The sequence below is a fragment of the Clostridium sp. AM33-3 genome (genome assembly GCF_003480315.1).
In the GTDB taxonomy this organism is placed as follows: domain Bacteria; phylum Bacillota; class Clostridia; order Lachnospirales; family Lachnospiraceae; genus Brotaphodocola.
In genome coordinates, this window is the sequence record NZ_QUIV01000014.1 from 21,726 (window position 1) to 34,901 (window position 13,176).

At 49.0% G+C, this 13,176-nt stretch carries 9 protein-coding genes; 4 read left to right on the top strand and 5 right to left on the bottom strand.

The window, feature by feature from the left end; genetic code table 11:
* Nucleotides 1-22: 22 nt before the first annotated feature.
* Nucleotides 23-682, bottom strand: a complete 660-nt coding sequence (locus DW819_RS09500) for an ATP-dependent Clp protease proteolytic subunit (protein ID WP_118733084.1) — start codon at nucleotides 680-682, stop codon at nucleotides 23-25.
* Between the two features lie 125 nt (nucleotides 683-807).
* Between DW819_RS09500 and citC the strand changes: the two genes are divergently transcribed.
* Nucleotides 808-1,881, top strand: a complete 1,074-nt coding sequence (gene citC / locus DW819_RS09505; protein WP_347560195.1) for a [citrate (pro-3S)-lyase] ligase — start codon at nucleotides 808-810, stop codon at nucleotides 1,879-1,881.
* A 3-nt stretch (nucleotides 1,882-1,884) separates the two neighbouring features.
* Here citC and cls read toward each other — a convergent pair whose 3' ends face one another.
* Complete coding sequence (gene cls / locus DW819_RS09510; RefSeq protein ID WP_118733085.1) at nucleotides 1,885-3,474, bottom strand: cardiolipin synthase; 1,590 nt, start codon at nucleotides 3,472-3,474, stop codon at nucleotides 1,885-1,887.
* Between the two features lie 40 nt (nucleotides 3,475-3,514).
* Nucleotides 3,515-5,410 carry an LTA synthase family protein gene (locus tag DW819_RS09515; RefSeq protein ID WP_118733086.1) on the bottom strand — a complete coding sequence of 632 codons (1,896 nt, stop codon included), beginning with the start codon at nucleotides 5,408-5,410 and terminating at the stop codon, nucleotides 3,515-3,517.
* Nucleotides 5,411-5,711: 301 nt separating this feature from the next.
* On the opposite strand from DW819_RS09515, the gene DW819_RS09520 reads away from it, so the two are divergent.
* A complete protein-coding gene (locus DW819_RS09520) occupies nucleotides 5,712-6,221 on the top strand; it encodes a small multi-drug export protein (protein ID WP_118733087.1) in 510 nt (169 codons plus the stop codon).
* Nucleotides 6,222-6,448: 227 nt separating this feature from the next.
* On the opposite strand, the gene nifJ is transcribed toward DW819_RS09520, so the two are convergent.
* Nucleotides 6,449-9,988 carry a pyruvate:ferredoxin (flavodoxin) oxidoreductase gene (nifJ, locus tag DW819_RS09525; protein ID WP_118733088.1) on the bottom strand — a complete coding sequence of 1,180 codons (3,540 nt, stop codon included), beginning with the start codon at nucleotides 9,986-9,988 and terminating at the stop codon, nucleotides 6,449-6,451.
* A 317-nt stretch (nucleotides 9,989-10,305) separates the two neighbouring features.
* Complete coding sequence (locus DW819_RS09530; RefSeq protein WP_118733089.1) at nucleotides 10,306-12,252, bottom strand: VanW family protein; 1,947 nt, start codon at nucleotides 12,250-12,252, stop codon at nucleotides 10,306-10,308.
* Nucleotides 12,253-12,555: 303 nt separating this feature from the next.
* Between DW819_RS09530 and DW819_RS09540 the strand changes: the two genes are divergently transcribed.
* Both DW819_RS09540 and DW819_RS09545 read left to right on the top strand, forming a co-directional pair.
* Nucleotides 12,556-12,792 (top strand): polya polymerase, encoded by a 237-nt coding sequence (locus DW819_RS09540; protein ID WP_118733091.1) that lies wholly within the window; start codon nucleotides 12,556-12,558, stop codon nucleotides 12,790-12,792.
* 107 nt (nucleotides 12,793-12,899) lie between these two features.
* Nucleotides 12,900-13,121, top strand: coding sequence for a chorion class high-cysteine HCB protein 13 (locus DW819_RS09545; RefSeq protein ID WP_118733092.1), 222 nt, complete (start codon nucleotides 12,900-12,902; stop codon nucleotides 13,119-13,121).
* The last annotated feature ends 55 nt before the right edge of the window (nucleotides 13,122-13,176 follow it).

Below are 13,176 nucleotides of genomic sequence, written 5' to 3' on the forward strand. Positions count from 1 at the left end.
CCCCAAACGCTTCCGACAGAGCTTACGCTCCTGCTTCTATCTGCTGATACAAATATCTAAGTGCCTCCCGGATCCCTCCAACCTCATCGATCAGTCCGGTCTTTACCGTATCCTGGCCTACCAGCACAGTACCGAGATCTTTCGTCAGCATTTCCGTGTTCAGCATCAGCTTCTTCACCTGATCGTAGGCGATCTCTGCGTGCTCACTCACAAAAGTCAGGATCCGGTCCTGGATCATCTCAAAATACTCATAAGTCTGGGAAGCTCCGATCACGGTCCCGCTCATCCGCACCGGATGCACCATCATGGTCCCGGTCGGCACAATAAAGGAATGATCTGTTGACACTGCAAGCGGCACTCCGATGGAATGGCTGCCGCCCAGGACCAGTGATACCGTCGGCATGGAAAGAGAGGCGATCATCTCCGCAATCGCCAGGCCTGCATCTACATCGCCTCCAGAAGTATTTAGCAATACCAGAAGGCCTTCCACGCTGTCGTCATCTTCCAGCTGCGCCAGCTTTGGCAGGATCTGGTCATACTTGGTGGTTTTCGTATTGCCGGAAAGGTTTTCATGGCCTTCCACTTCTCCGATAATGGAAAGCAGACAGATTTTGTGTTTGCCGTTGCTGCCATCCAGGATAGCCCGGGCATCGTTCTGATTCACATTTTCTTCGTTATTCATATAAGGATCTCCTTTTCTTCCATACTATAGATATTTACAAATATCCCCCATAACTCAGGATATATTCGCATTTTCTCCGCGAATGCGTTATACTAGGGGCAATATGAAATCCGGAGGAATTATGAATGATGTCAGACTATACCGTAAGCAGAATTTTACCCACCGATAAGCGCGCTGTGCGCCAGATGAACGCATTATTAGAAAATGAAGGAATCGAACGGGACAAAAATCTTGATTACAGCATCGGACTGTTCGATGATAATTACGATCTTGTGGCAACCGGCTCCTGTTTTGCCAACACACTGCGCTGCATGGCTGTTTCTTCCGAACACCAGGGGGAAGGCCTGATGAACCAGATCATCTCCCATCTGATCGAGTTTCAGTATAGCCGCGGCAACACCAGTCTCTTTCTGTATACAAAATGTAATACTGCGCGTTTCTTTGGTGATCTGGGCTTTTACGAGATTGCCCGGGTAGAGGGCAAGGTAGTTTTCATGGAAAACCGCAGGACCGGCTTTTCTGACTACCTGAAACGTCTACAGAGAGAAACTTCTGCTTTCCTCGAAAGTGAAAAAGAACAGGACGCGAAAATCGGTGCCGTCATCATGAATGCCAACCCATTTACCCTGGGCCACCGCTATCTGGTCGAACAGGCTGCAGCCGCAGTAGATCTGCTGCATGTGTTTGTGGTATCCGAAGATGCCTCTCTCGTTCCCTTCTCCGTCCGCAGACAGCTGGTGGCAGAGGGCTCTGCAGATCTTCCAAATGTGATCTGCCACGAAACCGGCCCCTACATGATTTCCAACGCCACCTTTCCATCCTACTTTTTAAAAGACTCCGACACCGTCATCCGCTCCCACGCTAAGCTAGATATTCAGGTCTTTCTGCGCATTGCCAAGGCCCTGTCCGTGACCGACCGATTCGTGGGCGAAGAACCCTTCAGCCAGGTAACCGGAATCTACAATCAGGTGATGGCAGAAGAACTGGCATCCGCAGGACTTAACTGCCATGTCATTCCGCGAAAGGCCGATGAGGACGGTGCCATCAGTGCCTCCGAGGTCCGCTGCCTGATCAGAGACGGCAACTTTGAAGCACTAAAAAAGAAGGTGCCAGCATGCACCTTCCGGTATTTCACCTCCGAGGCCGCCGAACCTGTCATTCAGAAGATCCGGTCAGCCGCAGAGGTACGGCATTACTAAATTTTACATCAACGGCGCAAACAGCCGCAGCACCTTACCCGCGATCTTCTTCGGCATCGGATAAGTTCTGCAGTCTTCCAGGGTGATCTCCTGACAGTGTTTCAGAGTTTCCTGGAAGTCGGCTTCGGCCTGCTGTACAGCCGGATTCCTGAACAGGTACACGGCGCACTCAAAATGCAGATGCAGGCTCCGGTAGTCCATGTTAATGGAACCTACCACGGCTTTCGTGTTATCACTGGTAAATACCTTGGCATGTACAAACCCAGGCATATACTCATAGATCTTCACGCCGGCCTGAAGAAGCTCCGCGTAATAAGACCGGGCCAGGAGGTACGCATAGATCTTGTCCGGAATATGCGGCATGATGATGATCGTCTCAATACCGCGCTTTGCCGCAAACGTCAGTGAAGTGATCATATCACTGTCCAGGATCAGATACGGTGTCATGATATGCACATAATAGCGGGATTCGTTTAAGATATCCATATAAACATGCTGTCCTACTGTCTCGTTATCCAGCGGACTGTCCCCGTATGGCATCACAAAGCCGGTACCGTCCGGCTCTTTCGGGTTTGAAGCAGCCGGCCGGTACAGATACCGGGCATAATCATCCGTCCGGTGTTCCGTAATATTCCACATCTGCAGAAACATCATCAGAAATCCGGTGGCCGCATCACCCTTCAGCATAATGGCTGTATCCTTCCAGTGCCCAAACCGCACCTTGCGGTTAATGTACTCGTCTGCCAGATTCACTCCGCCGGTAAAGGCAGTGTGGCCATCAATGACTGTGATCTTACGATGGTCACGGTTATTCTGATAGGAAGAAAGGACCGGACGCACCGGAGAAAACATCTTGCAGTGGATTCCGTATTTTTCCAGCTGCTTTGGATATCCGTAAGGCATCAGGGTAAGACTGCACATGCCATCGTACATAAAACGCACTTCCACACCGGCGGCCGCCTTCTCTTTCAGGATTTCCAGAATACTGTCCCACATTTCGCCCTTTTCCACGATAAAATATTCCATGAAAATATAACGCTCTGCTTTTCTCAGTTCCTCCAGAAGCACCGGATACATGTCATCTCCCAGCGGAAAATACTGTGCGCTGGTGTTTTCCCAGATTGGATATCCTCCATACCTGTTCATATAGTAGGCCAGCCGCGCAGTTCCCCGGCTCTCACGGTACAGACGTTCCATAACCTCCGGCCGCTGTCTCAACATCGGTTCCGTTTCCTTTATAATTTCTTTCAGTCTCCGGTCAATGGCCCTAGTTCCCGGCTGTGTCTCCACAAACAGATAAAACAATGCGCCGAACACCGGAAACACCAGCACAGGAATGATCCAGGAGAGCTGATAAGACGGATTCTGGTTTTTATTAATAATGTAGATCACAACAACCGCACTCAGTCCAACAAAACCGCCATACAGGTAAAATACATGTTCCCGCAGCCACTGAAAGCTCAGGCAGAGGATCACAAGCTGGATCAGAAGGGCCGTGATCACAAATGTGGTTCGCCCGAATATTACCCGCAGAAAACGTCCCCAGGTCTTCTTTTTCGGCTTATACAGTTCCCATTCTTCCTGAATATTCATAGTTCTAGTCTCCTGTCTACTGCTCTTCTTCCGGTATCATTTATTGTTTCTTTCTTGCCGTTCCAAGATGGATCTTATCGCGTCCCACCTGCTGTACTGTAATTTCTTCTTTTTCTTTTGGTTCCACACCCTTTGCGATCAGCCTGGTCTTTGAATAATACTGGGTATCTGCGGCCTTCCCGTTCACGCAGATCTTAGACCAGCTGTTGAACGGTCCTCCGAATTCGATCACCTGATCCGTATTATGCACCGTGGTTCCCTGGATGATCGGTGTAACCCCAAACTCCAGCTGTGTTGCCTGATACGGAGATTCTCCTCCATAAACCTCATGATCACCATACAGGATATCATACTGGAGGAGCTTCATCGCATCCAGGTAGCTCTGGGTATCCGTATCCCGGGCATCCAGATGCCGCTGATGAAAACGCAGCATGGTTCCTTCATGGATATCCAGCATATTCAGCACATGCGCCGCAAGCTGGTATGCCTCTACATTCCGTTTCACCGCCGGGAGATTCACATTGTTCCACACAACATATTTTGTCTGGAAGAGGCTTTCATTCTCCATCTCCTGAGCTGTCCACTCAAAACCCGGCAGGTGGTCTCCATACAGCACCAGAACGGTCGGTTCCATACGGGTATTCAGCATATTGATCAGCTGCCCCACAAATTCATCCATCTCATGGATCTGCTCGCAGTAATACTCAAAAGACGGATATTTTCCATGCCCCTGCACGGAAATCGTGTATACAAAATCACTTCCGATCGTGGAATCCAGCACCTTTTCAATTTCTCCCACCAGCACCTTGTCCTTACACCAGCCAGTCGGATTCCGCTCAATGTCATACATGTATTCGATGGGGGTAAACGTATCAAATCCAAGCTGGGCAAATACCTTGTGGCGGTCATAGAAGGTTGCCTCATTATTATGCACCGCATGAGCCTTGTAGCCCAGATTTTTCATATCAAAGGCCATACTCTCGCAGGCCGTTTTCTGCAGGATTGTCTTGTACGGATATTCACCCGGGCCGAAGAAATCCAGATTCATGGCACTGATACATTCAAACTCTGTATTGGCTGTGCCGGCTCCTACAGACGGAACACTTAAATATCCGGATGGGAAATTTCGTTCCAGGAAATGGAACATCGGAATGGGATCACCCTGCACCGGATTATTCCGCCATAGTGTCGGATCAAAAAAGGATTCCAGCTGAAGCATGATGATATTCGGATAACGTCCTTCTATGGTTTTCGGAACCTCTGCCTGAGTCTGCTCCTCGCTCTCAAGCTGATCCACCGCTTCTATGTCATAACCGTCTGGCTTGTCAATCCCGGTATTCAACAAAGAGTTGGCAAAACAGTACGCCACTCCATAATCCTTGTAGGCCTGGCCGATGTTTCCAAAATGAAGTGCCACACGGCCGGATGCAACTGAAAAATTCAGTGTCCCCCAGATTACCAGCATGGTTACAGCAGCCACACAGCCGGACTCCGTAAAGTTTACTTTATGCTGATCCACCGGTGCCTTTCGCCAGAGCAGCACGCAAAAAAGGATAGCTGCCACAGCAGCCCCCGCCATCAGAATAATCTGCCACCAGGTAAGATAGGTTGTCAGAAGTGTTGCCGCATATTTCACCAGGCGAAGATCTGCCGCGGTAAACGGTGTTGTCCGGAACACCAGAAGCACACTGTTGGTAATTGCCGCAGTAAATCCGGTCACAAAAAGTACAACTGCCAAAAACACTTTGCGTTTTGTAAAAAATACCAGCAGAAACGGGGTCAGAAGCAGCAGCGTATCCAGCAAGAATACCATCGGCGCATGAATCATAAAACGAACTGTTCCCACAAAGGATTTTCGGTTCAAAATCTCTGTTACCACATTGAGCAGTAATGCCGTTCCTAACAGAATCCCCAGTATCTTCCACAACCGCTTCATAGCTTATTGCCTGTCCTTTCTCTCTTGCACTCGTTCTCGTGACTTCGTCACTCGATTGCCTCGTCGTTCGCCATAAGCATGCAAGCATGCTTATGGCTCTCTTGCACTCGTTACATTTTAGCATATTCTGGGGAAAATCAACATAGTTTTTTTTATAAACGAATCTGCGGAAGCAATTGAATTTTTCTGTACTTTCTCCTATAATAAAACGTATGTGTCTTTTTTGCCGGCGCTATTGCAGGATATATCCTGATTTTCCGGCAAATTCACACAATTCCATACAGAAAAGTGAGGATATGTTATGACTGATACTCTGGTACAGGGACTTGCTTCCCTGCTTGGGGGAAAAGTATCCGGCGAAGTGATCATCTTTATCATCTCCATGATCCCGATTCTGGAGCTGCGAGGCGGACTGCTCGCTGCCTCCCCTGCCCTCTTGAATGTTCCGATCCTGCGGGCCATTCCCATCTGCGTGATTGGAAATCTGCTCCCGATTCCATTCATCCTGCTGCTCATTGAAAAAATCCTGAATGTCATGGAACGCATTCCCGGACTTGGAAAGTTTGCTATTCTGATCCGGCAAAAAGCCGATAAAAACAAGGGACAGATTGAAAAATTCGGATTCTGGGGCCTGGTTCTTTTTGTAGGCATCCCGCTTCCTGGCACCGGTGCATGGACCGGCTCCCTGGTGGCCGCTCTTCTCCACATGAAATTCGGCAAAGCCATCGGTGCCATCCTAATTGGAATTATCATGGCTACCGTGATTATGTCTCTTTTATCCTACGGACTGCTTGGTGCACTTTTCGCCTAAATGATACAGTTACTGGAAACGCCAGTCAAAAAATGCTCTGGTCCCCTGCATTTTTCGACTGGCGTTTCCTGATTCCATCTGTACAAAAAAGCTCCCGAACCTGCTTTCGCAGGCCGGGAGCTTTTTTCCGCTACAGCACAAGTCATTCCATCCGGAACTGACCCGCTCATGCTGCCCGGCGGACCGGGACAGCTATGAACGATTTATATTGAATTTCTCACGAACGATTACTCGTTGTCGTCACCGTACAGCTTAACCAGCTTGGTCAGGTACTCGTAACGCTCCTTAGCCTCTGCCTCGTTTCTAGCGAACAGGGTAGCTGCTCTCTCCGGATTCTTCATAGCCAGAGATGCGTAACGAACCTCGCCCTTCAGGAAGTCCTGATAGCCTTCCATGTTCGGAGCCTTGCTGTCCAGGCTGAACTTCTTCTCAGCAGCCGGGTTGTAACGGAAGTTGTTCCAGTAACCGGTCTCAACTGCCAGTTTCTCCTCGGTCTGAGCTTTGCTCATGCCCTTCTTGATACCATGGTTGATACACGGAGCGTAAGCCATGATCAGGGACGGACCCGGATATGCCTCTGCCTCAGCGATAGCCTTAACAGTCTGAGCGTAATCAGCACCCATGGAGATCTGAGCTACGTATACATAGCCGTAAGACATTGCGATGCTTGCAAGATCTTTCTTCTTGGTCTCTTTACCGCCAGCTGCGAACTGAGCTACAGCACCAGTCTTGGTAGCCTTAGAGGACTGACCGCCGGTGTTGGAGTAAACCTCGGTATCGAATACCATAACGTTGATGTCCTTACCGGAAGCAAGGATATGATCTACGCCGCCGAAGCCGATATCGTAAGCCCATCCGTCACCACCGAATACCCACTGGGACTTCTTAGCCAGATAGTTCTTGTTTGCTACGATGTACTTGCAGGTCGGGCAGTCAATGCCTTCCAGAGCTGCAACTAACTTATCGGTAGCAGTACCATTGGTAGCACCTACGGTGAAGGTATCTAAGTACTCTTTGCATGCAGCCTTAACTTCCTCAGAAGCGTTCTCGTTTGCTGCAACCTGCTCTACCTTCTCCTTTAACTCATCACGGATTGCGTTCTGAGCCAGTAACATACCGTAACCAAACTCTGCAGCATCCTCGAACAGGGAGTTATCCCATGCCGGACCCTGGCCCTTAGCGTTTACGGTGTAAGGAGTAGACGGTGAAGAGTTACCCCAGATAGAAGAACATCCGGTTGCGTTGGAGATGTACATTCTGTCACCGAACAGCTGGGTGATCAGCTTAGCGTACGGAGTCTCACCACATCCAGCACATGCGCCGGAGAACTCAAGTAACGGCTGTTTGAACTGGGAACCCTTAACAGTGGTCTCTTTGAATTTAGCAACAACATCCTCTTTGATCGGCAGGGTTACTGTATAATCAAAGGTCTTCTGCTCGTCAAGGTGCTTGTCAAGCTTATCCATGGTAAGAGCTTTCTCGCCCTTCTTGCCAGGACATACGTTTGCACAGGAACCACAACCGGTACAGTCAAGTGCAGATACAGCGATGGTGAACTTGTACTGCGGCATACCAGTTAACGGTAAGGTAGCGCCCTCAACCTTAGCAGCCTCTTCCTCGGTCATAGCAACCGGACGGATTGCAGCGTGCGGGCAGACATAAGAACAGAAGTTACACTGGATACAGTTCTCGGAATTCCATACCGGAACGTCTACAGCGATACCACGTTTCTCGAATGCAGCAGAACCGGACGGGGTGTTACCATCTACATACTCTTTGAATGCAGATACCGGTAAGTTGTTACCTTCCTGAGCGCTGACTTTGGTCTGGATGTTGTTAACGAAATCAACAACGTCTTTTCTGTCGCCGGAAACGGTCTTGTAATCAAGGCCCTCATCCTCGCAGTTCTTCCAGCTCTCCGGAACCTCTACCTTAACAACGCCAGTAGCACCAGCATCGATAGCAGCCCAGTTCTTTTTAACAACGTCCTCACCCTTACGGCCGTAGGTCTTCTGAGCAGCAGCCTTCATCAGGTCAATTGCTTTCTCCTCCGGAATGATACCGGTCAGTTTGAAGAATGCGGACTGTAAGATGGTGTTGATACGGGTCGGGCCCATGCCGGTCTCGATACCGATCTTAACACCGTCGATGGTGTAGAAGTTGATGTTGTGGTCAGCGATGAATTTCTTCATCTGTCCCGGAAGGTGCTTGTCCAGCTCCTCGTGAGTCCACGGGCAGTTTAACAGGAAAGTACCGCCGTCAACCAGCTCCTGAACCATGTTGTACTTACGAACGTATGCCGGGTTGTGGCATGCTACGAAGTTTGCCTGATGGATCAGGTAGGTGGATTTGATCTTCTTATGACCGAAACGAAGGTGAGACATGGTAACACCGCCGGATTTCTTGGAGTCATAATCGAAGTAAGCCTGTGCGTACATATCGGTATTGTCACCGATGATCTTGATGGAGTTCTTGTTAGCACCTACGGTACCGTCTGCGCCCAGACCCCAGAACTTACAGTTGGTGGTTCCTTCCGGAGTGGTAACAAGCGGAGCGCCTACCGGCAGGGACAGATTGGTAACATCATCTACGATACCGGTGGTAAATCTCTTGATGGTGCTGTTCTCATAAATAGCAACGATCTGAGACGGAGTGGTATCTTTGGAACCAAGACCATAACGGCCGGAGAAGATCTCAGCCTGGTCGAACTTGCTGCCCTTTAATGCTGCAACAACATCCAGGTATAACGGCTCGCCTAAGGAACCCGGCTCTTTGGTTCTGTCAAGAACAGTGATCTTCTTAACGGTATCCGGGATAACATCGATCAGAGCCTCTGCGCAGAACGGTCTGTACAGACGAACTTTTACAACACCAACTTTAGCGCCGGTGGTCTTTCTCATGTAATCGATGGTCTCCTCGATGGTATCGTTAACGGAACCCATAGCGATGATAACCTGCTCAGCATCCTCAGCACCGTAGTAGTTAAACAGTTTGTAGTCGGTACCGATCTTAGCATTAACTTTGTCCATGTACATCTGTACAACGCCCGGAAGAGCATCGTAGTAAGAGTTACATGCCTCACGAGCCTGGAAGAAGATATCCGGGTTCTGTGCAGAACCTTTCTGGGACGGGTTGTTCGGGTTTAATGCTTTTGCACGATACTCTGCAATTGCATCCCAGTCAGCCATCTCAGCCAGATCATCGTAATCCCACTCCTCGATCTTCTGGATCTCGTGAGAGGTACGGAATCCATCGAAGAAGTTGATGAACGGAACCTTACCCTTGATTGCAGACAGATGAGCAACCGGAGTTAAGTCCATAACTTCCTGTACGCTGGACTCACACAGCATAGCGCAGCCGGTCTGACGGCATGCATAAACGTCGGAATGATCACCGAAGATGTTCAGAGCGTGAGAAGATACTGCACGTGCAGATACATCGATAACGCCCGGTAACTGCTCACCAGCGATTTTGTACAGATCCGGGATCATCAGAAGAAGACCCTGGGAAGCGGTATAGGTAGTGGTCAGAGCGCCTGCTACCAGAGAACCGTGAACAGCACCAGCTGCACCAGCCTCGGACTGCATCTCAGTGATCTGTACTGTACGGCCGAAGATGTTCTTTCTGCCTTCAGTAGCCCACTCATCCGTATGCTCAGGCATTACGGAAGACGGAGTAATCGGGTACATAGCAGCAACTTCAGTAAATGCATATGAAGCATGAGCAGCGGCCTGATTACCATCCATGGTTTTCATTTTTCTTGCCATTTGATTATCCTCCTACAAATGTGAATATGCTTTTAACCTGGCAAAAAGCCAGGAAGTTTCCAGGCAAAAATTGCGCCGGAAAGTGAAGTCTCCCCGCATAAGGAGACTGACCTGTGTTTATTATAGCAACTTTTTATCGTTTTGCAAACACGAAAACAGAAAATCCGCGTATTATTTTGCATACAATCCGCACAAAATGTAAGTTAGCAAGCGCTTATTTGTGCTGCTTTTGTCAGAAAAAGAAACAGGAGTGCCTGCGAAAAGCACTCCTGTTTTGTGAAATAATTTACATTTTCTCAATAAACCTGATTTCGATTTCAGGCACCCGGATTTGGCGCGATGGTAGGCGCGTTTCCGCTGTCTGCCGCAGTCGGCGCATTGCCGGAGCTATTACCGGAACCTGCCGCAGTCGGATGGGAACCCGGCTGCTGGGAAGCCGCTGTTGTAGCTGCCGCTGCAGTCGTCTCTGCCGCTGTGATCTTGTCTGCTGCCGTGGTCTTATCAGCTGCTGCGCCATGAGAAGCTGCCGTAGTCGCAGACTCACTTGTCTTGTGGTTCTCAGCCACCGTAGTTTCTCCTGTCAGTTCTGCGGAGGATGCAGCAGAACTATCTCCTTCCATGGTAGTTCCTGCCGCAGTGGTTCCGGTACTGTTTCTTAAGATAACAGGGGTATGTCCCTTATAAGTAACGCTGTGATCCACATCCTGGCTTACCACCTCACCATTCTTGGCAACGATCAGGCGGGTTTCCCACTTGCTGCCCTTGCTGCCGTTGCTCTTTACCTTCTCTGCTCCCGGAGCCAGTGTCGGATCTTCCTCGTAAGTCGGGGCAGGCGGGTCCGTCTCGCTGAGTTTGGTGGACTTCAGGGAATGAGTCACACCGTCTTCCAGAACCGGAATTCCATAAATGGATACGGTACAGGTCTGGTTGTAATAGCTTGCGCGGATACCGATGGCTGCACTGGAATTGTTCACAAACTTGTAGTCCGGACCACCCCAGCTTACCGTTGCATCTGTTCCCGGAGTTACATAGGATGGTTCAAAGGTATGGGATCGGCGCATGGTTGTTTTCAGTCCTGCCTTTACTACTGCATTGTACATTGTGGAAGAAACCTGGCATACACCGCCGCCGATTTCCTGTACAACCTCACCATTGTTATATGCAGCAGCTGCCTGATAGCCCTTTGCCTCTGTACGCTCGCCGACACGGTTATTAAACGAAAATTCTTCACCCGGCTGAAGTACAATTCCATTGATAGCCTTAGCCGCCAGCTTCACATTGGTGTTTCGCTTCTGATTAGAAGTAGTATTGGTGGTAAAGGTTCCGATGGTCTTGTATTTTTCTCTTGCAGCTGCCTCAGAAAACTCCGGCTCCACCTCATTAACCGTTGCGGCAATGGTGGCCGTAAAGTCCTTGCGGCTTAAAGCTGCAATAATATCTGTCTTTAACTTTTCCTGATCTACGGCCAGTCCGTTTTCTGCTCCCTTAAATAAGAACTTGTCAGAGGATGCATCATACTCGGAAATACTGCCGTTCTTTGCTTTCTTATTCCAGAGACCGGCAACCGTTTCCGCTTCCTTTGCTGCCGCATCTTCCAGGCCTGCCGTATCCAGCGTATAGCTTTCCTTCGGCTCACCGGTGTAAATTTCCTGCAGCAGGGAATCCACCTTTTCTGCCATAAGGTCATTCACATCATAGCTCTGATCCTGCCAGGTAACCTTCATTCCCCACGGAAAATCCTTAAGGATTGCCGCTTTAGCCTCATCTCTGGACATGCCGGTGATGTTGATGCCGTCTACCGTAACCTCTTTTTCCAGTTCTGTCTCAGGAACCGTGATTTCTGTTTCTTGTTCTGTATCCGCTTTTCCGGAACCGGCTGCTTTCTTTATAAGAAATGTAACGCAGAAAATTGCCAGGATCAGGATCACGCCGCCAATCGCGAGTTTTCCAAAATCCGGACCGCCGCGTCTTCCTCCATGCCGGCCGGAAGAAGAAGGCCTTGCTTCATTATAATAATATCCGGAGCGTGAGGAAGCAGACCTGCTGTTTCCTGAAGTCCGCCTTACACTGCTTCCTGAACTGCCTCTGCCGGCAGTGCTCCTTGTGGAAGTACTCCGGGAAGATGAGGCGCTGCCTTTCCCGCTTCCGGCCGCTGTTCTTGTCTGTCTCCCAGCAGAAGTACTTCTTCCGCTGCCGGAATAAGATGTACTCCTGGCCCTGGAGCGCCCTGTTCCGGAATTTCTGCCATTCTCATACTGATTCATGATTTCACCTGTGTTTCTTCTATATTATTAATCTCATCGCAAATATGCACTAAAACAGTATAGCATATCCATTCAAAAAAAGAACCACTAATTTTTTGAAAAAACAGTGAAATTTTTATTATGTTTTTTGACGATGTTTTTTCATTGTCCTCTGTCCCGCCCTTGTATTTCTGCATTGAATCTGTATTTTATCTCATACATTTTTTGGAAATTCTGGCGCTTGCAGGATTGTTAAACTTTTGCTATACTTTTATTTGTCAAAAAGATAACCAAGTCATTCATCAAACAAAGGAGGAATCCTAAATGAAAATTCAGAATATCAACGATGTAGAAAGCTTCTTTAAGATTGTAGATCAGTGCAAGGGACCGGTTGAGCTGGTATCTCCGGAGGGCGACCGCATCAACTTAAAATCCAAGCTGTCCCAGTACCTTTCCATGGCTACCATGTTCTCCAACGGTTTCATTAAGGAGCTTGATATCGTAGCACAGGATAAGGACGACATTGAGCGCCTGATCAAATACATGTATCAGGGTGAATAATTTTTCCGCCGGGATATTCCACGGAACATTCTTTTTCAAAAAGCGGAAACACTGACAGGCCGCCGTTCATATGATGGATTGTAAATATCTTTTCGGAGGTTTTTCATATGAGCGATCTGGCTGCTACAAACTGCGGATGCGGATGTGACTGCAATTCAGGAGGAAACGGCTGCAACATCATCTGGCTGATCCTGATTTTGTGCTGCTGCGGCGGCAACGGTTTTGGTTCCGGATGTGGATGCGAACATAATAACAGCTGTAACTGGATCTGGATCATTCTGCTGTTATGCTGCTGCGGCGGCAACAGTGGATGCGGCAGCTTCTGTTAAACAGTGCAGATACGCAAAACTCCCCCTCACAGACTGAGGGGGAGTTTTTTCTATC

Coding starts and splice junctions, on each gene's coding strand:
- DW819_RS09500 (WP_118733084.1), bottom strand. CDS start 682: ATGAATAACGAAGAAAATGTGAATCAGAACGATGCCCGGGCTATCCTG.
- citC (WP_347560195.1), top strand. CDS start 808: ATGATGTCAGACTATACCGTAAGCAGAATTTTACCCACCGATAAGCGC.
- cls (WP_118733085.1), bottom strand. CDS start 3,474: ATGAATATTCAGGAAGAATGGGAACTGTATAAGCCGAAAAAGAAGACC.
- DW819_RS09515 (WP_118733086.1), bottom strand. CDS start 5,410: ATGAAGCGGTTGTGGAAGATACTGGGGATTCTGTTAGGAACGGCATTA.
- DW819_RS09520 (WP_118733087.1), top strand. CDS start 5,712: ATGACTGATACTCTGGTACAGGGACTTGCTTCCCTGCTTGGGGGAAAA.
- nifJ (WP_118733088.1), bottom strand. CDS start 9,988: ATGGCAAGAAAAATGAAAACCATGGATGGTAATCAGGCCGCTGCTCAT.
- DW819_RS09530 (WP_118733089.1), bottom strand. CDS start 12,252: ATGAATCAGTATGAGAATGGCAGAAATTCCGGAACAGGGCGCTCCAGG.
- DW819_RS09540 (WP_118733091.1), top strand. CDS start 12,556: ATGAAAATTCAGAATATCAACGATGTAGAAAGCTTCTTTAAGATTGTA.
- DW819_RS09545 (WP_118733092.1), top strand. CDS start 12,900: ATGAGCGATCTGGCTGCTACAAACTGCGGATGCGGATGTGACTGCAAT.